22 protein-coding genes and 1 pseudogene are annotated in these 25,708 nt (G+C 67.3%); 6 read left to right on the top strand and 17 right to left on the bottom strand.

What is annotated here, in order from left to right:
- Positions 1 to 191: 191 nt before the first annotated feature.
- Positions 192 to 458, bottom strand: coding sequence for a hypothetical protein (locus tag AUL32_RS18600; RefSeq protein WP_062118391.1), 267 nt, complete (start codon positions 456 to 458; stop codon positions 192 to 194).
- 305 nt (positions 459 to 763) lie between these two features.
- On the opposite strand from AUL32_RS18600, the gene AUL32_RS18595 reads away from it, so the two are divergent.
- Positions 764 to 1,312 carry a DUF3617 domain-containing protein gene (locus tag AUL32_RS18595; RefSeq protein ID WP_244497969.1) on the top strand — a complete coding sequence of 183 codons (549 nt, stop codon included), beginning with the start codon at positions 764 to 766 and terminating at the stop codon, positions 1,310 to 1,312.
- A 102-nt stretch (positions 1,313 to 1,414) separates the two neighbouring features.
- On the opposite strand, the gene AUL32_RS18590 is transcribed toward AUL32_RS18595, so the two are convergent.
- The gene (locus AUL32_RS18590) at positions 1,415 to 2,341 is read right to left on the bottom strand and encodes a LysR family transcriptional regulator (protein ID WP_062118298.1); all 927 of its coding nucleotides are present in this window, start codon (positions 2,339 to 2,341) and stop codon (positions 1,415 to 1,417) included.
- Between the two features lie 82 nt (positions 2,342 to 2,423).
- Between AUL32_RS18590 and AUL32_RS18585 the strand changes: the two genes are divergently transcribed.
- On the top strand, positions 2,424 to 3,305 hold the full coding sequence (locus tag AUL32_RS18585) for an oxidoreductase (RefSeq protein WP_062118390.1): 882 nt from the start codon (positions 2,424 to 2,426) through the stop codon (positions 3,303 to 3,305).
- Positions 3,306 to 3,409: 104 nt separating this feature from the next.
- Here the strand turns inward: AUL32_RS18585 and AUL32_RS18580 are convergent, their stop codons facing one another.
- Positions 3,410 to 4,315, bottom strand: coding sequence for an SDR family oxidoreductase (locus tag AUL32_RS18580; RefSeq protein ID WP_062118296.1), 906 nt, complete (start codon positions 4,313 to 4,315; stop codon positions 3,410 to 3,412).
- Between the two features lie 97 nt (positions 4,316 to 4,412).
- On the opposite strand from AUL32_RS18580, the gene AUL32_RS18575 reads away from it, so the two are divergent.
- On the top strand, positions 4,413 to 5,246 hold the full coding sequence (locus AUL32_RS18575) for a helix-turn-helix transcriptional regulator (protein ID WP_062118294.1): 834 nt from the start codon (positions 4,413 to 4,415) through the stop codon (positions 5,244 to 5,246).
- Between the two features lie 59 nt (positions 5,247 to 5,305).
- Here AUL32_RS18575 and AUL32_RS18570 read toward each other — a convergent pair.
- Together AUL32_RS18570 and AUL32_RS18565 are read right to left on the bottom strand one after the other, a co-directional pair.
- Positions 5,306 to 5,551: pseudogene (locus tag AUL32_RS18570) on the bottom strand (Atu4866 domain-containing protein); the annotation flags it as partial.
- An 11-nt stretch (positions 5,552 to 5,562) separates the two neighbouring features.
- The gene (locus AUL32_RS18565; RefSeq protein ID WP_062118289.1) at positions 5,563 to 6,291 is read right to left on the bottom strand and encodes an SDR family oxidoreductase; all 729 of its coding nucleotides are present in this window, start codon (positions 6,289 to 6,291) and stop codon (positions 5,563 to 5,565) included.
- A 90-nt stretch (positions 6,292 to 6,381) separates the two neighbouring features.
- Between AUL32_RS18565 and AUL32_RS18560 the strand changes: the two genes are divergently transcribed.
- Complete coding sequence (locus AUL32_RS18560) at positions 6,382 to 7,317, top strand: LysR family transcriptional regulator (RefSeq protein WP_062118286.1); 936 nt, start codon at positions 6,382 to 6,384, stop codon at positions 7,315 to 7,317.
- Between the two features lie 287 nt (positions 7,318 to 7,604).
- On the opposite strand, the gene AUL32_RS18555 is transcribed toward AUL32_RS18560, so the two are convergent.
- A complete protein-coding gene (locus tag AUL32_RS18555) occupies positions 7,605 to 7,991 on the bottom strand; it encodes a hypothetical protein (protein WP_156421523.1) in 387 nt (128 codons plus the stop codon).
- Between the two features lie 64 nt (positions 7,992 to 8,055).
- Here AUL32_RS18555 and AUL32_RS18550 point away from each other — a divergent pair, with 64 nt between their 5' ends.
- Complete coding sequence (locus AUL32_RS18550; protein ID WP_061978578.1) at positions 8,056 to 8,259, top strand: hypothetical protein; 204 nt, start codon at positions 8,056 to 8,058, stop codon at positions 8,257 to 8,259.
- Positions 8,260 to 8,328: 69 nt separating this feature from the next.
- Here AUL32_RS18550 and AUL32_RS18545 read toward each other — a convergent pair whose 3' ends face one another.
- The 5 genes from AUL32_RS18545 to AUL32_RS18525 all read right to left on the bottom strand — a co-directional run bounded on the left by AUL32_RS18545 (position 8,329) and on the right by AUL32_RS18525 (position 13,946).
- The gene (locus AUL32_RS18545) at positions 8,329 to 8,976 is read right to left on the bottom strand and encodes a response regulator transcription factor (RefSeq protein WP_062118280.1); all 648 of its coding nucleotides are present in this window, start codon (positions 8,974 to 8,976) and stop codon (positions 8,329 to 8,331) included.
- Positions 8,973 to 10,052, bottom strand: a complete 1,080-nt coding sequence (locus AUL32_RS18540; RefSeq protein ID WP_244497967.1) for a sensor histidine kinase — start codon at positions 10,050 to 10,052, stop codon at positions 8,973 to 8,975. The genes AUL32_RS18545 and AUL32_RS18540 overlap by 4 nt, the downstream gene beginning before the upstream one ends.
- Before the next feature lie 33 nt (positions 10,053 to 10,085).
- On the bottom strand, positions 10,086 to 10,778 hold the full coding sequence (locus AUL32_RS18535) for an MgtC/SapB family protein (RefSeq protein WP_062118277.1): 693 nt from the start codon (positions 10,776 to 10,778) through the stop codon (positions 10,086 to 10,088).
- Positions 10,779 to 10,862: 84 nt separating this feature from the next.
- On the bottom strand, positions 10,863 to 12,170 hold the full coding sequence (locus AUL32_RS18530) for an ABC transporter ATP-binding protein (RefSeq protein ID WP_062118274.1): 1,308 nt from the start codon (positions 12,168 to 12,170) through the stop codon (positions 10,863 to 10,865).
- A gap of 21 nt (positions 12,171 to 12,191) precedes the next feature.
- Positions 12,192 to 13,946 carry an ABC transporter permease gene (locus tag AUL32_RS18525; protein WP_062118271.1) on the bottom strand — a complete coding sequence of 585 codons (1,755 nt, stop codon included), beginning with the start codon at positions 13,944 to 13,946 and terminating at the stop codon, positions 12,192 to 12,194.
- 714 nt (positions 13,947 to 14,660) lie between these two features.
- On the opposite strand from AUL32_RS18525, the gene AUL32_RS18520 reads away from it, so the two are divergent.
- The gene (locus AUL32_RS18520) at positions 14,661 to 16,268 is read left to right on the top strand and encodes an inorganic phosphate transporter (RefSeq protein ID WP_062118267.1); all 1,608 of its coding nucleotides are present in this window, start codon (positions 14,661 to 14,663) and stop codon (positions 16,266 to 16,268) included.
- A gap of 13 nt (positions 16,269 to 16,281) precedes the next feature.
- Here the strand turns inward: AUL32_RS18520 and AUL32_RS18515 are convergent, their stop codons facing one another.
- From AUL32_RS18515 to AUL32_RS18490, 6 genes are all read right to left on the bottom strand, one after another.
- Positions 16,282 to 17,106 carry a sugar phosphate isomerase/epimerase family protein gene (locus AUL32_RS18515; RefSeq protein ID WP_062118264.1) on the bottom strand — a complete coding sequence of 275 codons (825 nt, stop codon included), beginning with the start codon at positions 17,104 to 17,106 and terminating at the stop codon, positions 16,282 to 16,284.
- On the bottom strand, positions 17,103 to 18,386 hold the full coding sequence (locus AUL32_RS18510) for a DUF6005 family protein (RefSeq protein WP_062118261.1): 1,284 nt from the start codon (positions 18,384 to 18,386) through the stop codon (positions 17,103 to 17,105). The genes AUL32_RS18515 and AUL32_RS18510 overlap by 4 nt, the downstream gene beginning before the upstream one ends.
- Positions 18,383 to 19,651 carry an AMP-binding protein gene (locus AUL32_RS26065; protein WP_062118259.1) on the bottom strand — a complete coding sequence of 423 codons (1,269 nt, stop codon included), beginning with the start codon at positions 19,649 to 19,651 and terminating at the stop codon, positions 18,383 to 18,385. Before AUL32_RS26065 ends, AUL32_RS18510 begins: the two co-directional genes overlap by 4 nt.
- Positions 19,648 to 21,375, bottom strand: coding sequence for an IucA/IucC family protein (locus tag AUL32_RS26060; RefSeq protein ID WP_062118256.1), 1,728 nt, complete (start codon positions 21,373 to 21,375; stop codon positions 19,648 to 19,650). The genes AUL32_RS26065 and AUL32_RS26060 overlap by 4 nt, the downstream gene beginning before the upstream one ends.
- Complete coding sequence (locus AUL32_RS18495) at positions 21,359 to 23,137, bottom strand: IucA/IucC family protein (protein WP_062118253.1); 1,779 nt, start codon at positions 23,135 to 23,137, stop codon at positions 21,359 to 21,361. The genes AUL32_RS26060 and AUL32_RS18495 overlap by 17 nt, the downstream gene beginning before the upstream one ends.
- Before the next feature lie 126 nt (positions 23,138 to 23,263).
- A complete protein-coding gene (locus AUL32_RS18490) occupies positions 23,264 to 25,531 on the bottom strand; it encodes a TonB-dependent receptor (protein WP_082659822.1) in 2,268 nt (755 codons plus the stop codon).
- Between the last annotated feature and the right edge of the window lie 177 nt (positions 25,532 to 25,708).

The raw sequence follows: 25,708 nt of genomic DNA, 5'->3' as shown, positions 1-25,708 counted from the left end.
TGGAGGAAACCTTGCGAAGCGCCGGCGCTCGTTCCCGATGCGACCCGGACACGCCGCCGACATCCACGCTGCCCTTGCGGCTTCTGTCTCCGTCGTCCCGCGTCTGAGGTTCAGCCGTTCGCCATCGGTGTGAGAAAAGGAAAGGGCCGGCGCTCGCCGACCCTTCCGTCAATATCGAATTGAGCCAAGCCTTACTTCTTCGGCGCCGGCTGACCGGCCTGGGACTGAGCTTGGGCCTGAGCCTGAGCTTGCTCCTTGGCCTGATTGCGGGCGTCGACCTTGGCGCGATGGTGGCCGATGGCACATCCGGCCGCCGCGCCCACGACGGAATGGCCCTTGCCGACGAAATGGCCGCCCACGGCTCCCACCGCGGCGCCTTTGAGGCAGCCGGCGGCATAGGACGGGCCGGCAGCGAGAGTGAGGATGGCGAACAGGGCGATCGTTGCAGTCTTACGCATCATGATCTCCGAATGCAGCGTGGGAGGGGTGTTGAAATCGTCGTCGTCAGCAGGGTCGCGATGTCCCGTCTGTCTCCCTTCAGATCAGGACCGTCGCGGGCTTGTTCAAGCTTTCGTGATAACTCGGTCGGAAGGTCTCTAGTTCCCTAAACGATCGAGAGACCGTCGCGCCTTTTTTGGATTCGAGCCACGCGATCGGGCAGAGACAAGGGGATCGACACGGGACCCGGAACCGGCTCTGCGCCGCTGCGGATCGGACCCGATCGAGGCGGTTTTGCTTGCCGGTGTGGGGGAACAACCTAGCTTTGTCTCGCTCGGTGGCTCGTGCCACGGTATTCGAGGGAGCGTTTATGCGAGTTCGTGTTGCTACTGCCTGCATCGCCACGATGTTGGCGACACTCGGTTCGGCCGTCGCGGCCGAGACACTGCCGCCCCGCAAGGCCGGCTTGTGGGAGACCCAGACCAAATCGCCGGATGGCGACGTCACGGTCCGCCAATGCATCGACGAAAAGACGGACCAACTGGCCCAAGGCGCTTTCGGCGCAGGGCAGAACTGCTCCAAGCAAACCCTGGTCAAGACCGGGACGGGCTATGAGAGCGAATCCGAATGCAAGATCGGTCCGATCTCGGCGACGGGAAAGAGCACGATTAGCGGCGACTTCGACAGCAAGATCCATATGAAGGTGGACACCACGCTGGTCGGAATGCCCGACTCCAAGGAGCCCGTCCGGCGCCAGATGGAGATCGACGCCAGCTATATCGGCCCTTGCGAAGCCGGCCAGAGCCCCGGCGACATCATCATGCCCGACGGCAAGGTCATCAAGATGCCCACGGGCGTGCCGCCGAAAGGCTGACCGGCGCGTCGTAAATCTCTCGTCATGACGACGAAAGACCCGGCGGCGAGTCCTTTCGCAGCCGGGTCTTTCTCGCTGTTCGGCTGGGAACCCAAGTCCCGTCTAGGCGGACGGTTGCCGCGAACGCTCGTCGGCTGCCAGATCGATGAAGGCCCGCAGCGGCGCGGGCACGAGGCGGCGCGAGAAGTAGAGGCGCGGACCGTCGAACGGCTGCCACCAGTCGGGCAGGATCGGCGCGAGAGCGCCGCTCGCAAGATGCGGATCGAGCCAGTTGCGAAACATGTAGAGGATGCCGTGGCCCGCGATCGCGAGCTCGATCGCGGCGGCCGCACCACCCGTTCCCATGGTCAGCCGCGCCGGCGGATCGACGGTGAGTTCCACTCCCTCGCGCTCGAACTCCCAAGGGCCGAGCGCGGCGCCCGAGATCCGCACGCGGATGCAGTCGTGGTCGAGAAGGTCGCTGGGATGGGCGGGGAGGCCACGGCGCGTGAGATAGGCGGGCGAGGCCGCGAGCGCCCCTTCCTGTCGGCGAGGGCCGATCGGAACGGCGATCATATCCTGCTCCAGATGCTCGCCATAGCGGATGCCGGCGTCGCAATCGGCGGCGGTAATGTCCACGAGCCGGTCCTCCACCACGATCTCGATCCGGACATCGGGATAGGCCGCCATGTAGCGATCGATCAGCGGCGGCAGGATATCCACCATGACGGCGCCCGGCACGTTGAGCTTGAGCCGCCCGCGCAGCGCCGGGCCTGAGCTTGCCGCCTCGTCCAGCGCGGCCCGCGCCTCGAAAAGCAGTGGCGCGACGCGCTCGGTGAGGCGCCGCCCCGCCTCGGTCGGCATGACGCTTCGGGTCGTGCGGCTGATGAGGGGCACGCCAAGGCTGCTTTCCAGCCGCGTGATCGTTTCGCTGACGGTGGAGACCGACAGGCCGAGGCTTCGAGCGGCCCGCCGAAAGCCTCCGGCCTCCGTCACCGCAAGGAGCACCCGAAGATCGTCGAGGGAGGGTCGCGCGTCATTGTTCGCCATGCCGAACAGGCTATTCGCCCGAGGCCGGCTTATCAACAACGCGGGAAAAGGCGATCTTCACGCCATGAAGCAGGAGACAGACATGACCGACACGAACCCAAAGGCCTCTGCGGCCGGACGTTTCACCTTTCCCGGCACCACGCTTTCCGTCAACCGGATGGGCTACGGCGCGATGCAACTCGCGGGCCCGCATGTGTTCGGCGAGCCGAGCGACCCGGAGGAGGCGAAAGCTGTCCTGCGCGAGGCCCTGTCGCTCGGCATCGACCATATCGACACCAGCGACTTCTACGGCCCCCATGTCACGAACCGCCTGATCCGCGAAGCGCTCCACCCTTATCCGGCGAACCTCGTTCTCGTCACCAAGATCGGCGCCTGGCGCGACGAGGCGGGCGGGTGGATTCTGGAGCGGAACAAGGATTTCCTGCGCAAGTCCGTCGAGGACAATCTCGACCGGCTCGGCATCTCGCAGATGTCCATCGTGAACCTTCGCATGGGCGGCCCGGAGGACGACGTCGCCGCGCCGATGAAGATTATGCGGCGGATGCAGGAGGAGGGGCTTCTCGCCCATATCGGCATCAGCACCGTCAGCGAGGCGCAATTGCGGACCGCCCGCGATCTCGCCGAGATCGTCTGCGTGCAGAACCACTACAACCTCGTGCATCGCACCGACGACGCGATGATCGACGCGCTGGCCGCGGACGGGATCGCCTACGTCCCCTATTTCCCGCTCGGCGGCTTCACCCCGCTGCAGGCGGATCGCCTGAGCGAGGTGGCGAGCGACCTCGGCCGGACGCCGCAAGCGGTGGCGCTCGCCTGGCTGCTCCAGCGCAGCCCCAACATCCTCGTCATTCCCGGCACGTCGAAGCGCCGGCATCTTCATCAGAACGTCGCCGCAGCCGAGCTGAGATTGAGCTCGGATCACCTCAGCCAGCTCGACAGCCTCGGGAACGCGGACCAACGGTAGCCGCTTTCTCGGCCGTCGCCGAAGCAGCGACGCGGACGCGCCTCGCTTGGCCGGGGCGGCCCGGCGACGCCAGACCCGAGCATGGCGTCGCCGGAGCCTGACCCTTACGCCGTCGCGGTCGGCAGGGCGTACTGCATCGCCTGGAGGTCGGCGATCAGACCGGGGCCGCTCGGCTGCCAGCCGAGCTGGTCCCGGGTCCACGCGCTGGAGGCGCGCATATCCAGCCCTGCGAAGATCGCCAGCCATCCGAAATAGGCCGGGGAGTCCGCAGTCGCGAGCGACTTTGTCGGAAGGCCGAGGCCTTGGGCCACGGCCTCCGCAATCTCGCGCATGGCGACGCCTTCCTCGGCGACGGCATGATACCGCGCGCCTTTCTGCCCGCGATCGAGCGCGAGGGCGTAGAGTTTGGCGACATCGAGCACATGAGCCGCCGACCAGCGATTGTTCCCCTCGCCGACATAGCCGACGAAGCCCTTCTCGCGCGCATTCTCGATGAGCGGCGAGACGAGACCCTGCTTGACCGGGTCGTGAACCTGCGGAAGCCGCACGACGCGAACGTCGACGCCCTTGTCCAGCAGGGCGTTGCCGGCTTCCTCGGACGCGATGCGGGGGATCGGGTGATCGGTGTTGAAGACCGATTCCATTGCCGGCTGACCCGTTCCCGGATCGCCGATCGCAACGCCAGACGTGATGAGAAGCGGCCGGTCGGACCCCTGAAGAACCGAACCCAAGGCGGTTACGACTCGCCGATCCTTCTCGCAGTTCGCGACGAAATTGCTGAACTCGTGGTCGAAGGCGGTGTGGATCACGGCATCGGCCCGCTCAGCCCCTGCGCGCAGGCTGTCGAGATCTTCGAGCGTGCCCCGATGGGGCTCGGCGCCCAGGGCCGAGAGGGCTCGCGCCCCGGCGTCGGACCGCGTCAGGCCCAGCACCTGATGCCCGGCCGCCAGAAGTTCGGGAAGGATGCGCGAGCCGATGAACCCGGTCGCACCAGTCAGGAAAACGCGCATGGGAAATCTCCGATCATGTTCGGAGATTTATTTCGGCCTAAATCCTGTCGTGTTAAAGAGGGGACTTTATCAGGGTATAATCGCCAACAGGATCGCCATGCCGAGCGAGACCGACAACGCGCTGGGAACGTTTCTCAAGAACCGCCGCACGCGGATGGACCCCGCCACGTTCGGCTTCGCCGGGCGGCGGCGCACGCCGGGCCTGCGGCGCGAGGAGGTGGCGCAGCGCGCCAACATCTCGCCGACCTGGTACACTTGGCTGGAACAGGGGCGGGGCGGCGCGCCCTCCGCCGATGTCCTGAACCGGATCGCCGCCGGGCTGATGCTGACCGAGCCTGAGCGCGAGCACCTCTTCATTTTGGGCCTCGGGCGCCCTCCCGCGACGCGCTACCAAGGCCCGGAGGACGTGACGCCCCGGCTTCAGCGCGTGCTGGACGGGATGCGGTTCAGCCCGGCCATCATTAAGACGGCGACCTGGGATGTGGTGGCGTGGAACGCGGCCGCCGCGGCGCTGCTCACGGATTACGGCACGCTGCCGCGCGAACAGCGCAACATCCTGCGCCTCATGTTCACGAACTCCCGTGTCAAGGCGGCCCAGGCGGACTGGCTCGGCGTCGCCCGCTATGTCGTCGGCGCGTTCCGGGCGGATGCCGCCCGCGCCGGTGCGCAAGGCGACATCGCGCAGCTGGTGGACGAGTTGTCCAAGCTCAGTCCCGAATTCGAGGCCCTGTGGCGCGCCAACGATGTCGCCGGCCATGCGGACGGGCTGAAATGCCTCCGCCATCCCGAACATGGCCTGATCGAACTGGAGTTCTCCGCCTTCGCCGTGGACGGCCGCCCGGATCTCGGAATGATCGTCTACAACCCGGCTTCGCCGGAGACGGCCCGGCGCATCGAGGCTTTGCTGGCGTCGAGGGATCGCGCCTCGTGAGCCTTTCGGATCAACGGGCCCGTGCGAAGGCGTGCGCACGGGCCGCCCGGTCTTCGCCGTCAGGCCTGATCCGTAGTCCTTCTCAGGATCATTCCCGCATAGTGCAGAATGTCGGGCGAGACGAACTCGCCGTCGGCGGTGAAGCCGGTGTCGTCGACATAGTCGATGTGTCGGCCGGTCACGACATAGCGTCCTTGGTAGGCATGCGCTCGCCCGTTCCGCGCTTCGTCGTAGCGCCCGTTTGGCAGGAGTTCGTGCCGGATGCGCCCGTCGGCCGTAACCCATAGGCCGACATAGGGATGGCCCTTGTCGCCGCTCATGCCGGGTTGGCGACCGGGCGCACGACGATCTCGGTTGTATCCACGTCCGCCGGCTGCGCGATCGCGTGGAGGATGGCGCGCCCGATCGCCTCCGGCTTCAGCGCCACCGCGCGGTAGCTCGCCATCGCAGCCCGTGCGGCTTCGTCGGAGATGCTGTCGGCCAGTTCGGATTCCACCACGCCGGGGCAGACGCTGGTCACGCGGATGCGGTCGTTCTCCTGGCGCAGCCCGTCCGAGATCGCGCGCACCGCGAATTTCGTCGCGCAATAGACGGCGGCGGTCGGGGAGACCTGGAGGCCGCCGATCGAGGCGATGTTGACGATGTGACCGAAGCCCTGGGCGTTCATCGCAGGCAGCACCGCCGCGATGCCCCAGAGGACGCCCTTGATGTTGACGTCCACCATTTGCTCCCACTCTTGAACCTTGAGCGAGGCCAGGGGCGAGAGCGGCATGACGCCGGCATTGTTGACGAGAACGTCGATGCGGCCGAACTCCGCGAGCGCGGCCTTCGCGAAGGCCGCGACGTCTTCGCGATCCGTCACGTCGAGCCGATGCACGCGTGCCGTGCCACCCGCCTCCGTGATTTCGGCGCGCAGCCGATCGAGCCGATCCGTCCGCCGCGCACCGAGCACCACCGTCATTCCAGCCTCCGCCAGAACGCGAGCGGTGGCTTCGCCGATGCCGCTGCTGGCGCCTGTGATGAGTACGATCTTGTCCATGGTCATTCACCTCAGCTTGTTTTGTGGAAGGTAGCCGGGGCGCGCTTTCTCGACTATCGAGCCAATGGTGCATGGCTTGGTAAGCGAGGGTGGACAATGTCGATCGATCTCAACGCTCTGCGCGTGCTAGCCGCCGTCGCGCGTGTCCGCAGCTTCCGTGCCGCGGCCGATCAGCTCGGCGTCACCCGGTCGGCCGTCAGCCAGTCCGTCCGCAAGGTGGAGGATGCGCTGGGAACGGCGGTGCTCCGACGCACGACGCGCAGTGTCGCCTTGACCGAAGCGGGTGAAACCTTGCTGGAGCGGGTCGCGCCCGCACTTGCCGAGATCGAGGAGGCCATCGCGGCCACCGCCACGCCTGAAGACACGCCCTCCGGCCTCCTGCGCTTGGCGGTGTCCTCCATTGCGGAAAGCTTCCTGTCCGGCGATCTGCTGGCTTCGTTCGTCGCCGCCCATCCCCGCGTTCGGCTCGACATCGTCGTGACCGATGCCGAGTTCGACATCGTCGCCGCCGGGTTCGATGCGGGCGTTCGGCTGGGCGAGGTGATCGAGCGCGACATGATCGCGGTTCCCGTCAGCCTGGAGCAGCGCCAGATCGTCGTCGCCGCTCCGGCCTATCTGGCGCAGGCCGGAGCGCCCGTTCACCCGCGCGAGCTGACGCGCCACCGCTGCGTCGGCTGGCGGTCGTCCGCCGATACGGCCCCGTATCGCTGGGAATTCAGTGAAGATGGGCAGGACTTCGCTGTCGCCGTCGACCCCGAAGTGACCACCAACGACATGGCCTTGATGGTGAAGATGGCGCGGGCCGGAGCGGGCCTCACCATCGGCATGGCCGAAACCTTCGCGCCATCCCTGCGCGAGGGAACGCTCAGGATCGTCCTGGAGGATTTCTGCCCGCCGCTGCCCGGCTTCTTCCTGTTCTACCCCAGCCGGCGGCACCTTCCCGCCAAGCTGCGTGCGCTCGTGGATCATGCGAAGGAATGGCGGAGGGATCATCTCCGATCGGAGTCGTTCGCGAACGGCGAAAGACTTTAGGCCCACTTGGACCGAAGACCTGAGGCCGCCGCTCCGGCATGCCGCCCATCCATGGATCGGCGACAGCACGACCGTTTGGCGATCCGCATCGGAACCTTCCGGACACGAAAAAGCCGCTGGGGATTTCACCCAACGGCTCCAGCGTCTCTTTCGAGATCGGCCCTGCAAATCAACTCGCCAGTACATCCGTGGTCGGACAACCCGCTGGGCCTCGGCGGCGCATCGACCTTTTATGGGACGCGCCGTCGATCTCTTATGTGGGCGGCCCGTGGTGGATGTACAAGGGGTTAAGGACGCTTGAGCGTATTCGATGTCTCGATGGCTGGATCGTTCGAGACCTCGGGTTCGTCGGCATGGTCCCTTTTGGCCTCCGGGCTGCCCGCGTCCGCCTCGGGATCGGTGAACTTCCCGACATTGACCAGATCGTTGTCGAGACCTTCGAACTGCTCGGCGATGACCTGCTCTTCTTTGTCGTCGGTGGTCTTGGCGTCTTTGGGCGTTTTCGTATTCGACATGATGCTCTCCCGGTTTTCTTCGAGGAGCAAGAGCGTCGGGCGGCGAAGTGTTCCTCCATCGCTTGCTCGGCCAACAAGCTTTGCGAGGAATGGGATCGGCGCGCGGACGATCTCGAACCGCTGACGCGCGGTCGCAGCGAACGATGTCGCGCTATCCATCAGCCAAATGATCGGAACGTCGCTCGTTGCTGGCGGTTGAGGTCTCGCAACGGAGAAAGAGACCATGACCAAGGGTGTGATGAACGCCTGGGAGATCGAGGCCGGCAAGATGCGCGGGCGCGATCTGACCAAAGAGGAAACCGCCGCGCTCAGCGAACAGATGCTTCGCGGCACGCTCACGCCCGAAATGCACAAGCGCAAGCGCAAGAACGTGATCCGCACGGCGATCGACGGGGTTCGGCCGGGCAAGAAGCTGCGCGCCGGCTAAAGCAGGACGCAGCAATGCGGTTGGCTCCATACGGGGGCCAGCCGCGCCGAACTCTCTCGCTTCAACCGGCTAGTCACAGCCGAGCTGCGTGATCCGGTCCAGCATGCGGATCAGATCGACTACGGACCTCGCCTGCATCTTTCGCATCGCGTGGCCGCGGCGAACCTTCACCGTGATCTCGCTGAGGCCGAGGTCGGCAGCGATCTGCTTGTTGAGAAGACCCTGCCCGACGAGGGCCATCACCTGCCGCTCGCCCGGCGAGAGCGATTGCCAGTTGCGGCAAAGGTCCGCGAACTCGCCATCCACCTGCAACCGGGCCCGGTCCCGCTTCAGCCCGTCCTGGATCGCGTCGAGAAGGTCCTGGTCGCGAAAGGGTTTGGTCAGGAACTCGATCGCGCCGTGCTTCATGGCGCGGACCGACATTTCGATATCGCCATGCCCGGTAATGAAGATGACGGGCATGCGCAAGCCGTGCGCGCCCATCCGCCGATGAAATTCGAGCCCGCTCTGGCCGGGCATGCGAACGTCGAGGACGAGGCAACTCGGGCCGTTCGGCTTTTCGTTGCCAAGGAAATCCTCCGTCGAGCCGAAGGTCCGCGCGCTCAGGTCGACGGAGGCGAGTAGGTCCGCCAGCGCCTCGCGAATGCCGGGGTCGTCGTCCACGACGTAGACGACAGGCGCTTTCGAATCCTCATGGCCTGCGCTCTTGCCCGTCACGTGTCGTCTCCTTCGCAGGAGGGCAGGGTGCAGCGGAAGACGGCGCCGAGCCTTGGCTTGGACGTCGCCCAGATCCGCCCGCCATGGGCCTCGACGATGGAGCGGCTGATCGTCAGGCCGATGCCCATGCCGCCCTCTTTCGAGGTCCAGAAGGAATCGAAGAGATGGTCGAGCGCGTGGGTGCCGAGGCCGACGCCCGTGTCGGAGATGGAAAAGCCGATATCCCGCGCGCCCTCGCGAAACGATGCGATCTCGAGTTCGCGCCGAGCTTCCGGCACGGCGCTCATCGCCTCGATGGCGTTGAGAAGCAGATTGGCCATGACCTGCTGCAGCTGAACCTTGTCGGCCAGGAGAGGGGGAAGCCCTTGTGCGAGGTCGAGCGACAGGGCGATCGCGTTTCGCTCGATCTCGCCTTGCGCCAGAACGGTCGCCTCCCGCAGCATCTCGTTGAGATCGAGGCGCTGCTTGCGCGGCATCTCGCCCTTGGCCAGACCCCGGACGCGGATGATCACGTCGCCGGCCCGGTTCGCCGCCTCGACGATGCGCCCAAGCGCCTGCTGCGCCTTGGCCAGATCGGGCGGCTCGCGGTTCAGCCAGCGGCAGCCCGCCTGGGCGCTCATGGAAATGGCCGCGAGCGGCTGGTTGATCTCGTGCGCGATGGAGGCGGTGAGTTCGCCGAGGCGCGTCAGCCGGGCCATCTGCCCGAGCTTGGCCTGCGCCTCGAAGACGGCGGCCTTGGCCGCCACGAGCTTGAGCGAGAGATAGGTGGTGACGGCGATGGCGAGAACGCTGATCGCGCAGTTCATGAGGCCGGCATCGAAGGCGCCCGAGCGCGTCAGAAACAGGCTCGCCACCGTCAGCACCGCGCAGAAGACGGCCAGCGCCACGACGCCGCGCACGGAGAGAAGCTCGATCGCCAGAAGGATGACCGCCGTATAGAAGACCGCGACGGCGATCTCAAAATGCGTGACCGTGTCGGCGACGAAGATGGAACCCGTCAGAACCGCGAGGGCCACGAGGCGCCAACGCGGCCGCCGCCGCGCCTCGCGCTTCCGCTCCCCCGCGCTCGCCATCATCGCCCCATTCCCATGCTCGTCGTCCGGTTTTCATCAGATTCTGTCGAACCGCCAGCGGGCGGAGGTGACAAGCGGCTCCAGGCTCAGCCTGCCGATGATCTGCTCGATCAAGCGGTCCTGCCGCTGGTCGGCGCGCATCGTCGCGTTGACCTCCACCCGGTTGGAATCCTCGATGTTGGTGCTTTCGATTTCCTGAATGTGGAGGTTGGTCCCGACATCGCGCAGGAGGAGCGCCCGAACATCCGCCTCGCGCTCGCCATGGCAGACGATCGAGACGGTGTAGATGCTTTTCAGGTCCGGCGCCAAGGGCAGGCGCAGCTCGATGGCGCGCACGAGCGGGCGCAAGAGGAGGTTCACCGCGATGACGAAGAGCGTGCAGATCGCGGCATGGGGATAGAAGCCCGCGCCGCAGAGGGTTCCCACCCCGGCCGAGCACCAGAGCGTCGCGGCCGTGTTCAGGCCGCGAACGTTCAACCCCTCCTTGAAGATGATGCCCGCGCCGAGAAAGCCAATGCCCGACACGACCTGCGCGGCCATGCGCGTCGGGCTCGACTCGCCGGGAATGAGGGCGGCGAAGGTGACGAAGATCGCCGCGCCGATCGCCACCAGCGTGTTGGTGCGAAGACCCGCCATGCGCTGGTGCCATTGCCGCTCGAAGCCGATGGCGCAGCCCAGAACCAGGGCGGAAAAGAGGTTCAGCGCCGTTTCGGGCAGGTGGTCGAGCATCGCGATCGGGTCCGGGGAGGTTTTGCGCAGCGGACGAGCGCTATCGCAGGGCTTCGTCACAGACGTGTGTCGGCAAGCGGCGCGTCATCTCGGATTGTCCAGGCTGAAGAGATCGGCGCCCTCGTCATAGGCGAAGGTCTCGGCGTAGCGGCCCCACTGGATGATGGATTTGAGGGTCCGCGCGGCGTCGGGCTCCGACAGCGTGTCCTCCAGCTCGTCCAGAAACCGGCGGGCCGGCGCGCGGTGGATCGGCCGGTCGTCCAGCACGCGGCGCACATGCGCGGCCAGCGGCACGTAGCTCAAGAGATGCTGCGCGAAGATCTGCTTGCGCTGGTCGACCTCCGCCTCGACATAGCGCCGCCCCGCCGTCAAAAGCTTGATGTCGCCATTGCCGAGTTCGGCGAAGCGCAGGAGTTGCAGCACTTCGGCGATAGGGAAGAGGTCGTCGGCCTCGTATTGCAACTCGGCCGCGAGCTTGGGCAGGTCCGCCTGCCCCTCGTAGGGAGGCGCGGCGATGGTCTCCATCAGGCCGGCCAGCGAGTTGGTGGAAACGCGCGGCAGCGCCATGCCGATGTCCGTTCCCGGGAAGAGCCCCTCCCGGTGGTGGTCGGCCTCGCTGCGGGTCGTCATCCTGACATAGATGTCCTCGACCAGGGCGCGGAAATTCGGGTCCTGGCGGCTGCGCGGTTGCGGCAGATCCACCTTGATCTCGGCGATGACGCGGCCCGGATTGGAAGAGAAGACGAGGATGCGGTCGCACATCAGCACCGCCTCCTCGATATTGTGCGTCACCATCAGGACGGACTTGATCGGCATGCGGCCCTCGCTCCAGAGATCGAGAAGGTCGGTGCGCAGCGTTTCGGCGGTCAGCACGTCGAGCGCCGAGAAGGGCTCGTCCATCAGGAGGATCGAAGGGTCCACCACGAGCGCCCGGGCAAGGCCGACGCGCTGGCGCATGCCGCCCGAGAGCTCCTTGGGATAGGCGCTTTCGAACCCGTCGAGGCCGATCAGGTCGATGGCCGCGAGGGCCCGCTTGCGCCGCTCCTCGCGCGGCACGCGCTTGGCCTCCAGCCCCGCCTCGACATTCTGCAGGACCGTCAGCCAGGGAAAGAGCGCGAAGCTCTGGAACACCATGCTGACGCTCGTCTCCTCGCCTCTCGCCTGCGCGGCGGGAAAGGACACGCTGCCCACCATCGGCTTGATGAGCCCAGCGATGGAGCGAAGTAGGGTGGACTTGCCCGAGCCCGAGCGGCCGAGAAGCGCGACGATCTCGTTGTCGAACAGCGTGAGGTTCACGTCGTCGAGCACCAGCTTCTCGGCGCCGCTCGCCTTGCCATAGGCATGGCGCACGCCCCGGACATCGACGAGGGGATGAGTCTGGATTGCGTTCATGGTCGCGCTCCCGCTTTCCGGTCAGTTGAGACGCAGGTGCCGCTCGGCATAGCCGTACATCGGCCGCCACACGGTGCGATTGAAGAGGATGACGAAGAGGCTCATCATGGCGATACCGAGCGCGACGCGGGGGAAGTCTCCGGCCGCCGTCGCGTTGGCGATATAGGAGCCGAGCCCCGCCGCCTCGAGCTTGGTGTCGCCCCAGGAGACCGTCTCCGCCACGATGCTGGCGTTCCAGGAGCCGCCGGAGGCGGTGAGCGCGCCGGTGACGAAATAGGGAAAGATCGCGGGCAGCGCGAGCTGGCGCCACCATTGCCACCCTCGAAAGCCGAAGATGGAACTGGCTTCCTTCATGTCGGTCGGGATCGCGCTCGCCCCGGCGATGACGTTGAAGAGGATGTACCACTGGGTGCCGAGCATCATGAGCACGGACAGCCAGATATTGGGGTCGAGATGCAGGCCGGAGATGGCCACGACCGCGAAGGGAAACAGGACGTTGGCGGGAAAGGCGGCGAGGAACTGGGCGACCGGCTGCACGCGCTCGGCCCACTGCGCCCGCAGCCCCACCCAGACCCCGATCGGCACCCAGATGACGCTGGCGATCGCGGTCGTCGCGGCGACGCGCGCCAGGGTCGCAAGGCCAAGGGTGAAGGCCTCCCGGACATCGGCGAAGGTCAAGCTTTCGGCGATGAAGGTCGCAAGCTGCCGCAGGCCCCAGGCGCAGCCGAGGACGACGAGCCCCAGCCACGCGAGATCGACGGCTTTCGCATAGGTCCGGCCCATCGCCGGCATTGGCACCCTGGGCAGGGCGGGCAGGCGAGCGGTCTCGGCGAGGCGGAAGGGCCAGGCCAGGGCGGCGGCGAGCGTCTTCAGGAGACGCGTCCGGCGCACGAGATCGTAGGCCCAGGACTTGGGCCGGCTCGCAGAGGCGGTCTGCTCGAAGCGAAACTTGTCGGCCCAGGCGACGATCGGCCGGAAGAGAAGCTGGTCGTAGAGCAAGATCACCACCGCCATGGCGGCCACGGCGAGCGCCACCGCCCCGAAGTTCTTCTCCTCGATGGCGAGGGCGAGCCAGGAGCCGATGCCGGGCAGGGTCACGGTCTTGTCGCCCACCGTGATCGCCTCCGAGGCGACCACGAAGAACCAGCCGCCCGACATCGACATCATCATGTTCCAGACGAGGCTCGGCATGGCGAAGGGCAGATCTAGGCGGACGAACCTGCGCCAGGCCGAGAAGCCGAACTGCCGCGAGACCTCGTCCAGATCGTCCGGCACGGTGCGCAGCGACTGGTAGAAGCTGAACGCTATGTTCCAGGCCTGGCCGGTGAAGATCGCAAAGATCGAAGCGCATTCGGCCCCGAGCTGCCGGCCGGGAAACAGGCCCATGAAGAAGGTGACGGTGAAGGTTAGAAAGCCCAGCACCGGCACGGACTGAAGAATATCGAGCGCGGGCACGACGATGAGCGCCGCCTTGCGGCTCTTGGCGGCGAGCGTCGCGACCGTGAAGGTGAAGAGGAGCGAGGCGGCGAGCGCGGCGAACATGCGAAGCGTCGTGCGCAGGGCGTAGTCCGGCAAGCGCGCGGGATCGAGTACGATCGGCGTCTGCTGCAAGGCCTCGAGCGGCTGGCGCGCCTCGTTCGCCCCATGCACGACCATCACGGCGATGCCCGCCATCAGGAGGAAGGCGATCCCGTCCGCCCAGAGGCTGGTCCTGCCGAGCGATGCGATCGCCCTCGTGGGGCCGCCGCCTCGGGCATAGGCGAAAAGGAATGACATGAGCCCACCTCCGGTTTGCCTCCGCGCGGCGAACAGGCGCGATCAGGCCCGAGGCCGTGGGCCTCGGGTTTGCCGCGTCGAGAGAGTGTTCGCCGGAGAAGTCTGATGGTTTGGAGAACCGCCGCCGAAAGGCCGGCGGCGTTCGCAGCCCTGCGATAGCACCGGGCGCTGCCCTGGGCGAACTGGCATTGGGTCATCTGCGCTATACGAAAGTATAGAGGGCCGATGCTTCGGTGTGGTCGCGCCGCCTCCACGAGCTACGCTGGGTTGGGCCGACCTAGCTGCGCCCATCTTCGAAAGTTGACTGCCCATCAGGAGCACCGTGCATTTGCGAATCTGCGACTGGGTGCGAAGCATATCCCTCTTCCGGCATGACCAAGGTCGAGGGCTTATCTCCGAAGCCCGCAAGCGTATGCCGGGAAAGCGACGCATTCCCTTCAGGCCTGCTTATGGCCCTCTCTTCGTATGGCCTTCGTAGGCCGGCCACCGCTGACGCTTCCGATACGCTCGTCAAGCCTTTCAAATCCATCGGGGCAGGCCCGACCTTGCCCCGCATGGATCGAGTATAGAAAGTTCGCACCAGCATCACGCGGCGTTCCGCACGCGGTATCAATGCCAGTGTCCAAAGGAGCGGAGCCGCTCCCGCTTGGTTAGCGTTGCGTAAACGTCATGGAAGCGGCGTAGCCTCACCAAATTGTGTAGGGGGACGCCGCGATGAGCACCTTGAATCCGAACCTCAGCCTCGAGGCGCGTCGGCCGGATCTCGATCGAGGGCTCGGAAGCTCGGGGAAGCTGGGGTTCGCGGCGGCCATTCTCGCCGCCATCCTCTATGTCGGCTACAGCATCTATTCCGACGCCGCGGCGGCCGGCGTGCAGACCACGACCTATCTGCCCTTCGCGCTTCTGTTCCTCGCCCTTCTCATCGCGCTCGGATTCGAGTTCGTGAACGGGTTTCACGACACCGCGAATGCGGTTGCGACCGTCATCTACACCCATTCCCTGCCGGCGAACGTCGCCGTCGTCTGGTCGGGCTTCTTCAATTTCCTCGGCGTTCTCCTGTCGAGCGGTGCCGTCGCCTTCTCCATCGTCTCGCTTCTGCCGGTGGAGCTCATTCTCAAGGTCGGCTCCGGGGCGGGTTTCGCCATGGTGTTCGCGCTGCTTCTGGCCGCGATCCTCTGGAACCTCGCGACCTGGTGGTATGGGCTGCCGTCGTCGAGCTCCCACACGCTCATCGGCTCCATCATCGGCGTCGGCCTCGCCAACGCTTTGATGAACGGACAGAGCGGCACCGCCGGCGTAGAGTGGGGCGAGGCGACGAAGATCGGCTATTCCCTGCTTCTGTCGCCGATCTTTGGGTTCGGCCTCGCCGCCCTCTTGTTCTTCGCCATGAAGATCCTGGTTCGCAACGAGGCGCTCTATCAGGAGCCCAAGGGCGCGACCCCGCCGCCGGCCTGGATTCGCGGCCTCCTGATCTTCACCTGCACGGGCGTCAGCTTCCTGCACGGATCGAACGACGGCCAGAAAGGCATGGGCCTCATCATGCTGATCCTGATCGGAACCGTGCCGACGGCCTATGCCCTCAACACCGCCGTGCCCGCTCGCTATGTCGCCGATTTCCACGTCGCCTCGACGGCCGCAACGGCAGTGCTGGAAACCCATGCCGGACAGGCCGCGGTGCCCGCGGCCCCGGCCGAGATCGTAACGCGCTATATCGCCGACAAGACGCTCTCGCCGGAAACGGTGCCGGCCCTGATCGGCCTCATGCGCGGCATCGACGCGGAAGTCGCCGGCTACGGTTCGCTCTCCGCCGTGCCGGCCTCGGCCACCAAGAACCTTCGCAACTCGATGTATCTCGCCGCCGAGGCGGTGAAGCGCCTGTCCAAGGGAACGTCGCTCGGCATCGCCCAGGCGGAAGCCCAGACCCTTTCGACCTACAAGGCCTCGCTCGACGCCGCGACCCGCTTCATTCCGACCTGGGTCAAGGTGGCCGTCGCCTTCGCGCTCGGCCTCGGTACCATGATCGGCTGGAAGCGCATCGTCGTGACCGTCGGCGAGAAGATCGGCAAGTCGCACCTGACCTATGGCCAGGGCGCCTCGGCCGAGCTCGTCGCCATGGCGATGATCGGCGCGGCCGACGGTTTCGGCCTGCCCGTCTCCACCACGCACGTTCTCTCGTCCGGCGTCGCCGGCACGATGGTCGCCAACCGATCTGGCCTGCAGGTCGCGACCTTGCGCAATCTCGCGGCCGCCTGGGTCCTGACGCTTCCGGTCTCGATCCTTCTGGCCGGCAGCCTCTACTTCGTTCTGTTCCACCTCTTCTGAAGGCCGCGCCGCCTCAGCCCGTGGCCCGCAGGCGCGATGCGTCCGGCAAGTGCCGGATCGCGGCGAGGTCGGCCGAGAGAACGGCGTGGCAATTCCCGCCGAACCATTCGAGCGAGGCCTCGGCATGCCTTGGCAGCGCCCGAAGGAACTGGGGATAATCGACGATTCCCTCGAAGAGCGGCGTCATGCCCTCCCGCCGCCCCGCCGCCGCATAGACATTGGCGGGCTCGAAGACAGCGAGATCGGCCCGGCGGCGGACGTTCTTGAGGTGGTAATAGTCGATATGCCCGGCCAGCTGATCGTGGGCGGTCAGCGGGTCGGTGCCGCCTTCCCAGACATGCAGCGTGTCGAAGTTGACGCGCAGTGCCGGGTCGGCGGCCTCGTCCAGAAGCTGGAGGAGCGAGCTGAGACCGTCGGCCAGCGTGCCGGGATGGGTCTCCACGAGAAGGCGAAGCCCGTGGTCTCCGAACCGCGCCGCCGCCTCGCGCAGGCGCCGGGTCAGGAAGCGCCGCTCCTCGGCCCCTGTTGCCGCGCTCCCCCGATTTCCCGCGAAGGTGCGCACCCGAGGGGCGCCCCAGAGTTGGGCGAGTTCGCCGAGTTCGCGGATGCGGCGGCGGAAACAGTCCTCCTCGGCGTCGAGAGGCAGATAATCGCTGAGCATGGGAACGGCGAGGCCCTGCGCCGACAGCCAGGCCGCATGCTCCCCCGGCCCCAGATTCCGGGCATGGGCGCCCCAAAGCTCGATCCCGTCGAAGCCCGCGCGGCGCGCGAAACCCGCGATGTCGCTGATCGAGACGAGATGATGGCGGAAGGTGATCGTGCAGAGCGAGACCTTCATGAGACGACACCCTCGCGCCAGGCCGCATAGGCTTCCCCCAGCCGTTGGTTGATCGCCGTTTCCACCGCGTCGAGACCATCGAGCCGATCCACCAGCGCGGCGGCGAGCGCCGCGTCGCCGGTCCTGGCGACTTTCAGAGCCTGATAGTGAAGGGCCGTCAGCCCGTTCACGAGCGTCTCGATCTCGTCGCAGACCTTTTCGAACTCGGCATGAGGCCATTTCAGCGCCCGCCAGAAGAAGGCGAAGCCGTGCTCGTAGGCCCATTTGCGAATGGTGATGACGGGGAGTTCGCGCAGCGCCTCGCCGAGGCCGGAAAGTTCCAGACCGTCCCGTCCCTCGGCATGGGCCGAGACGATGGCCCGCACCGCGTCGATCAGTGGGTTGGACGCCAGGTGAAGGCAGGCCTGGAAGAAGGCGTCGAGATCGGCGCTGGCGGGCGCATGGGCCTCGGCCATGTCGAAGCGATAGCCGCCTGCGACGCTGGGTTGCCGGATGGCGTTTTCGAGCCTGTCGCGCTCGATCCGGCCCTCCCAGCGGAAGTCGGGATCGCGGACCTGCCAGACTTCGGGGTCCTCGGTTCGCTCCAGCATGAGATAATGCGGGAAGGGGTTCTGGTTGAACTTGTTCTCGCGCTCGGGCAGGTGGAACATGTCCAGCATCACCATGACGCATTCGCTTTCACGCCTCTCTTCGAGGAGGCCGTGAAGCGTTGCGAGATTGGCGTCCTTGGAGAGCGAGGCGTCGTACCACGTGTCCAGCCGCACGCCGTAAAGCCGCTCGAACCAGTGGCGGAAGGTTTCGTGGTCGGTCGCGTCCGAATGATAGGCGAGGCGGAAATCGTCGGTGATCGTGAACTCGGCGTCCCAGATCAGGGCGTAATAGGGCCGGTGGTCGATGCCGCGCTTCTTCAACCCGTCGCAGACGCAGCTGACGAAGCAATGGATCTTGAGATCGTAGGGCATCTCGCCATGGACGCCCTCCCCATGGCTCTCATCGCCGGGCTCCGTGACCCCCTCGGCGGCCCGGGCCGGCTCGCTCTGCGGCAGGAGAAGGGCGGCGAGATCCGCCACGGTCGAGACGTCCTGTCGGCTCACCGTCTCGTCCGAGATCGTCAGGGCGAGACGGGTCTCCAGCGCGAGGATGATCTGCAGAAGCTGCACGGAATCGAGGTAGAGGTCCTCGTTCAGCCGCGCATCCGGCCCGAACCGATCGAGATGGGGATGGCGCATCTCGTCGGCGAGAACGGCGCGGATGGCCTCGACGATCGCCTCGCGGGTCATGCCGTCACCCGGTCGAAGGCGCCGTTTCGATAGGCCTCGGCCACCGCGCGGCGGGAGATCTTGCCGTTCGCCTGCCTCGGCAGGGCCTCGACCTGGATCGCCTCGCCGGGCACCTGATGGCCCGCGAGCCAGCGCCGCGCCCAGTCCTGCAAGGCGCGGGGGTCGATCTGCGTTTCGGCGGTGAACAGGAGCGCGACCCGCTCGCCCGCGAAGCTGTCGGGCCGGGCGAACGCGACGGCATCGGTGATGCCGGGCATGGCCATCACCCGATCCTCTACCTCGCCGGGATAGACGTTGAGCCCGGAGACGTTGATCGTGTCGTCCATGCGCGAAACGAAGACGAGCATTCCGTCCTCCCGGAGATACCCGAGATCGGCCGTGCGCACCGGCCCGCCCGCGCCCTCCAACACGATCTCCGCGGGGGCCTCGGCCGAGGCGCCGGCGCGAACGCGGTGATGGGGCAGCGCGCGTCCCATGTGGTCGGCCGCCGTCAGGTCGGGATTGATGGCGATGCAGCCGGCTTCCGAGCAGCCATATTGCTGGAACAGATGGGTGACGCGGCTGCGGATCTGCGCGAACCAGGGCGCGGGCAGCACCGTGCCGGAGGTCATCGCGGCATGGATCGTCTCCCCCTCCGGCAGAAGGCGGCTCACCGTGTGGAGAAGCGCGGGAGAGGTGTAGAGAAGCGGGCGGTCGATGGCCGTGAGGCGACGGATCAGCGCGCGCGGATTGGTGGTGTCGAGGATGACGGGCACGCGCCCGCGCCGCAGCCCCACGAGGACCCCGCAGATCAGGCCGTAGGAATGCGTGATTGGACAGGCGACGACCGGCGTCATGTCGGCGGGCTCGGGGAAGGCCGAGACATAGCTCTCGATCTCCTCGCCCACCGCGCGCCAGGAGCGGGCGATGCATTTGGGCTCGCCGGTCGTGCCCGAACTCATCTGCAGCAGCGAGGCTTCGCCGATGGGATGGGCCGGCGTCGGCGCGAGGCGGATCGGCTCGGGACCGTCCCAAAACAGGAGATGGCAACCGGCGCGCTCGGCCAGCCGGCGGGCGCCCTCGTCCGGCAGGGCGGGGTGGATGGGCAGGAGCGTCACGCCATGCTCGCGCGCCGCCAGAACGAAGGCGAGGCTTTCGGCCGGGTCCTGGCAACGCGCGGCGACGCGCTCGCCGCGTTCGGCCACAGCCCCGAACAGGGACGCGACACCGGCGATATGGTCCCGCATCTGGGTGGGCGCGATCACGCGCTCGTCGATCTCGATCATCGGGCGGTCTTTCCGGAGTTTAGGATGGATCGAAAGAGATTGGGCACGAGGTGGCTGCTTTGGTCCGCGCCCGCGCCGAGCTTGCGGCTGAGGAGCGATTCCACGCGCAAGCCCGCCCCGCCGATCTCGAGCGCTTCGAGCCGGGCCTCCAGCCCGTGCTCGGCGGCGTGGCGCAGGAGCCGTTGCGCCAGCGCCGGCCAGAACGCGGCCTCGTCCAGCCCATGCCGACGCGCGAGGCGATGGGTGAGCTCGGTGAGGCTGAAGACGAAGAGACTGTCGGTGACGAGTTCGGCCAGGACGGCGGGCGAGCGCATGGCGTGGAACCGATCGTCGGCCGGGCCGGCATGGGCGGGCTCGATCGCCCCGAAATCGGGTATGCGATCGGGCGCGCGCACGAACTCCCGCACATATTCGGCGCTCTCGTGGAAATCGCGCAGGATCACCCGCGTTGGCCAGCCGTCCCGGTGGACGAGGATCATGTTCTGCCCGTGCGCTTCCAGCGCGACGCTATGGGCGAGGAGCATGTGCCAGACTGGCAGCACCGCGACCTCCACCAGGCGCGCCAGCCAGCGCTCGGCGCCGCCATGGGCCGCGAGCCAGGGGGCGACGAAAAGCGAGCCGTCCGCTTCATCCGCCCAGAGCGCGTTGAAGGGCACGGCGGCCTCGCCGGGTTCGAGGCGGGGGCTCCCGCGCCAGATCGCGGCGAGCTGACCCGCGAGCGGGCCGCCCCGATCGGCCAGCATCGCCGCGTCCTCGGGCAGGAGATCCAGCCTGTAGCGGGTGCGGAACATGGGATCGCTCGCCACGATTTCGCAGAGCCAGCGCGACAGGGCGGGGGCGGTCAGAACGAAATGCGGGTCGAGAATGCGAAGGCTCGACGTGCTCACCACGCTCATCGCCAGCTTGACGCTGGGCGCGGCCGGGTCGTCGGCGTCGTGGAGCGTGCGCAAGGACTGGCTGGGCCGGTAGCGGCGCCCGGCCTCCCCCAACTCCCGCGCGCGGCAATCGGTCAGCCACTGGGCGAGGGGGCCGGCTTTGAGATGCTGTAGCTGCCAGGGATGGACGGGCATCAGCGCGTGCGTGCGAAACCCCGCCGGCCCGAGAAGGCGCGCGATCCGGTCGAGATCCTCGCCCAGGAGCCCGCTGTAGAAGCGGTCCTCGGCCTCGGGCAGGACCTGATCCAGACAGTCGCGGCGGATCGCCAGCCAGGGGAGGCGGAAGGGCTCGGCGGCCTCCGGCCCGTAGCGCTGGTGGTCGGCAAGCGTGAAGCCCGTGCGCGCCTTGAAGGCGGGATGGTAGGCGTGGCCCTCGTCGATCGCGGCGTCGAGGAGCGCGAAGGGTAAGGTCCGCCGGTCGCGGTGCGGCAGCGTCTTTGCGTTCCAATCGCAGAGCGCCACCGTCTGCACCAGCTCCGCCGCCAGCCGCTCGCGCGCCTCCGGCGCGGCGGGCAGGGCGCCGACGAGAACCGCCGCCTCCGGCTTGCGCCAGCCCCCGCTTCCGTCCTCCATTTCCACCGTGCCCGCTTCGATGCGCGGGCGGCCGAAAGGGCCGATGCCGCCCCGGGCGCGGAGCTTCGTTCGCCCGAACCGCCAGGTGATAGCCTGTGCGCGGTCGTCCAAGGCCACGTCTTCGGCCAGCCCCTCGTAGAGAGCGGCTTCCGCCAGCTGCCGGACGACGCGCTCCTCCGCCCCTTCGCGGGCGGTGGCGTCAGGACGCGAGAGCATCGAGCGCTCGTTCCCGGATCTTCGCCAGCGGGTTGGGCAGGGGGCGGTAGAGGCCGCACCCGTCGCCGCTCGCCAATTCGTCCCGGTCTTGAAGGCGGGTGCGCATATTGGCCTTGGTGAAGAGAGCTGGCGCGTCGAGAAGCGCGCGCGCGAAGGCCCGCCCCGGCCCGCGCGCCTCGCGCTCGATGCGCTCCACCCGCGCCGCGAGCCTTGCCAGCAGGTCGGCCTCGTCGGCCAGCCCGTCCTGCCCGAGCCGCGCCACGACGGAAAACAGCTGGTTGACCACGAGGTAATAGGAAAGCCGTCGCCGGATTTCCTGATCGTCGAAAAAGAGCGAGGCGATGCCGCTGAGTTCGGGAACCAGCGCTTCCAGTCGGGGCCGCGCGGCTTCCGAGAGATAGAAGCCCTGATTGTCGCGGTAGAAGCCCCGGCTCGGCCAGCCCGACGAGACGTCGACAAGGGCGTTCTGCTGGTGCGCTTCGAGCGCGATGCCATGCCGGTCGTAGAGGGCGATCACCGGCTCCACGCAGCAGTCGAGATAAAGCTCGAACCAGCGCCGGGCGACCGTTGCGGGCCGCTCGCCGCCGGGCGTGCAGAGCCCGCGTACCAGCCGCTCCAAGAGCGACAGCTGGTCCGGCAGCGGCTCGGCCGTCAGCGCCGCGATGGCGGCGATGCCGCGCTCGGACCCGTCGCGAAACGGGTTCTCCCGGAACACGGTCTCGAACCCGCTCTCCTCGCACCCCGGCAGGGCGAGCGTGAGATAGGCGGGATCGGCGATGACATGGAACTGCGGAACGCTTGCCGCGAAGGGAAGCCGGGCTCGAAGCCGCGCCATGGCGACGCCGGCTTCGAGCTCGGCCAGACGATTGACCCGCAGCGAATTGGTGAGCGTGACCGGCAGCGAGAACTTCGCCATCCAGGCCGCTTCCGGCGCGTAGACCGTGCGCAGGGAGGATGTCGCCGCGAAGCGGGGGCCGAAGGGGCCGAGAAGGCGCAGGGCGCCAGACGCCATCGCCGCCTCCACAGGGAGCTGAAGAAGAAGCGCCTCAGCCTGCAGCGGATGCATGGGCAGTGCCACCTCGCCTGAGCGGAGCGGCAGCGTGGCTGCGTCCTCGCCCAGCAGATCGAGGGCGATGGCTTCCGCCGTGCGTCCGGCCGCCGAGTCCTGGCGCACCAGCGAGCGGTCGGCAGCGAAAACCGCGAGCTGGAACGTGCCGCCTTCCTCCGGCCCGTAGCGGCGGGCCTGCCAGTCGGTCAGCCCGTGCCGGCTCTTGGGCGTCGGGTGCAGCCAATGACCGAACAGGAGCGCGCGCTCCGCGCCGATGAAATCCGTCTCGTCCAGCGGCTCGCGCTGCCGCAGCGCCACCTGCCGCGCGGTTTCGCGATAGCTGTCGAGAATGCGGCCGAGAAGCGCCAGTTCGCGCCCTCGCGAGCCCTGGCTCTCCGGCCCTTCGACCCGCGCATAAGCCTCGCGCAGAAGAAGCTGGATCGCCTCCATGGGCGCGGTGAGGCGCCAGCGCGGCTCGTGCACCTGCCGCGTCCACAGCCGCCCGAACCCATGCGCGCCGCAGAGCGAGGGCGAGCGAAGCTCGGCCCGCAGCAGCGCCCGCTGCTCCGGCAGGGCCCATTCCACGCAAGCGGCGGGCGGGCCGTCGGGCAGGGCGTGCCGCACGCCGATGCCGGTGTCGATTTCCCGGAGATAACCATTGGCGAAGCTGCGGAACGCCGCCATCTCGGCGACGTGCTCGGAGGTGTCCGACATGGGCAAGGCCCCCTTGGCTGAAGGTCTGGCTGAAGGTCTGGCGGCTGGGCGGGTGGCGGCGGGAGGGGGCATGGTCTCCCCGTTCGGTTCCGCCGCCGCCCGCCTGCGAGGGCGTCGTTTCGGCGCTCAGAACTCGAAGGAGGCCGAGACGAGGACGGTGCGGGGCGCGCCGGCGGCGAGGAAGCCGCGGGCGGAGGAGGCCCAGTAGTTTTCGTTGAAGACGTTCTCGACCTGCGCCTTCAGCTCCACCGGCTTGTCGTAAGGGCCGGTGAAGGCGTAGCGCGCGCCGAGATCGACCCGCGTCCAGTCGTCCACGCGCTGCGTGTTGGCCTGGTCGTAGCGCGTGCCGCTGCTGTAGACCACGCGGCCCGTGGCGGTGAGCCCCGGCGTGATCCAGGGCAGGTCGTATTCGCCGTAGAGGTTGAACGCGGTCTTGGGCACGCCCGGCACGGTGTTGCCGTCGAAGCGGCCCCCGGCCGTGCGCGTCAGCTCCGCCTCGATGAAGGTGACACCGCCGAGAAGGCGCAGATTGTCGCTCACCTCGCCGAACATCGTGAACTCGACGCCGCGATTGGTCTGCAGCCCGTCCACCGAGAAGAGGCGCGAGGCGGGGTTGGTGAAACCGCTGGGCAACTCGATCTCGAACAGCGAGGTGGTGAGCCCGAACGTGCCGAAATCGTATTTGACGCCGACTTCCTTCTGCTTGGCGACGATCGGCGCGAAGATCTCGTTGGCGTTGAGGGCCGTGGAAGGCGCGGTCGGACCTTCGTTCAACGACTCGATATAGTTGCCGTAGACGGAGAAATGATCGGTGAGGCGCACCAGCGCGCCGACCGCTGGGCTGAGGCGGGAATCCTCGTAGAGATAATTCCGCGCGCCGACCGGAGCGCTGGGAATGCCGGGCCGCGTGTTGAAGCCGCGCGAGCGGATTTCCTGGTATCGCCCGCCCAGCGTCAGCTGAAAGCGGTCCTCGGCGAAGGACAAGGTGTCGGACAGCGACAGGCTGTTGGCGAGCACATCGGCGAAGGGAATGAGATTGCTGGCGGTGGGAAGGCCGGTAAGGTTCGGCCGGGTGCCTCGGAAGGGCGTCGGGTCGTAGATGTTGGTGGTGTAGGTGGGGAAGCGCAGGTTGCGCGGGTTGAACTCGCCGCGATGGTTCTCGTTGCGCGCGCTGGAGGCCGAGACGTTGAGCTGATGCCCGACGGGGCCCGTGTCGAACCGCGAGCGCAGGCCGATCTCGCCGGAGCGGCCCTCGATCTCCTGCGGGTTGAAGCCGAAATCGACCTGCGCATCGCCGGGGCGCGGGTTGCGGATGCGCGAATCGCCGATCGTGTAGGACGAGGTGAGGAAGTCCTCGCGATAGCGGCTGATGCCGCCGGCGGCGTAGATCGTCGTTTCGTCGAACAGGTCGAACTCCACCCGTCCGGCCGCCATGTTGTAGGTGGAATCGATGAACTCGAAACCGTTCGCGGTGTTGATCCGCCCGTCCGGCGCGCTCGGGATGACGATGCCGGGCGCGGCGGCGTTGAAGAGCGAGGTCGGCGCGTCGATCTTCTGGTCGGAATGGTTGAGATCGATCGAGGCGCGCACGCGCTCGCCGCGATAGTCCGCACCCAGCGCGCCGACGGTGACCTCGTTCTCGTTGCCGTCCAGCGGCGTGTCGCCGGCGCGATAGGAGCCGTTGACGCGCACACCCCATTCGCCGTTCGGCCCGTAGCGGCGGCCGAGGTCGAACTGCGGCCAGACCTGGCTGTCGCCGACATAGGTCGTGGTCAGCCTTGTGATGGGCTGATCCGTGGCGCGCTTGGGCACGAGGTTGATCGTGCCGCCGACGCGGCCGACGCCGCCGTTCAGAAGCGCCGACGGGCCTTTGAGGACTTCGACGCGCTCGATGCCTTCCAGGAACGAGCGGCGCGGATTGGCGAGATAGAAGAGCCCGTCATAGGCGGTGTCGAGATTGACCACCGAGAAGCCGCGAATGAAGAAGCTGTCACGCTCGCTGAAGGCCGGCGCGTCGTTGCGCACGGACGGGTCGTTCGACACGACGTCCGCGATGGTGCGGGCCTGCTGGTCGCGGATCAGCTTCTCGGTGAAGCTGGTGACGCTGAAGGGCGTTGTGAGAACGTCGCGATTGCCGAGCGCGCCGAGCCGAGCGCCGGTCGCCACCTGCCCGCCGGCATAGGGCGCGGGCGGCTGGCCGAGCGTGCCGGTGGCGGGCGGCTGACCCGAGGCGCCCGAGCTCTCCACCACGACCGTGTCGAGCGTCACGGTGTTTGCCGCGCCGTTGCCGGCCGCGCGCCGCGCTTCCTGAGCGGAAGCGGGACCTGCCATGAGCGCGAGGAGCGAGACGCTCACGAGGACGAGGGAGGACGGGGCGAACGAGCGCGGTGGCATACTGGGGTCTCCGGGACGGGTGGGCTGGCATGCCCACGAAACAGGATCGCGTCGGGTCTAGCGATCCCAAGTGCCCGGCCTCAACGAAGAACGTCTCTAAAACATGAGAATCATACTCATGTTTTGCAGATGTGCCACAGCAAATCACAATCGGGTTATCGATGTACTTAAGTCGAC

Source organism: Aureimonas sp. AU40 (assembly GCF_001463785.1).
GTDB lineage: Bacteria > Pseudomonadota > Alphaproteobacteria > Rhizobiales > Rhizobiaceae > Aureimonas.
Note: the sequence above shows the minus strand (reverse complement) of the source record. Positions and strands in the feature narration are given on the sequence as shown.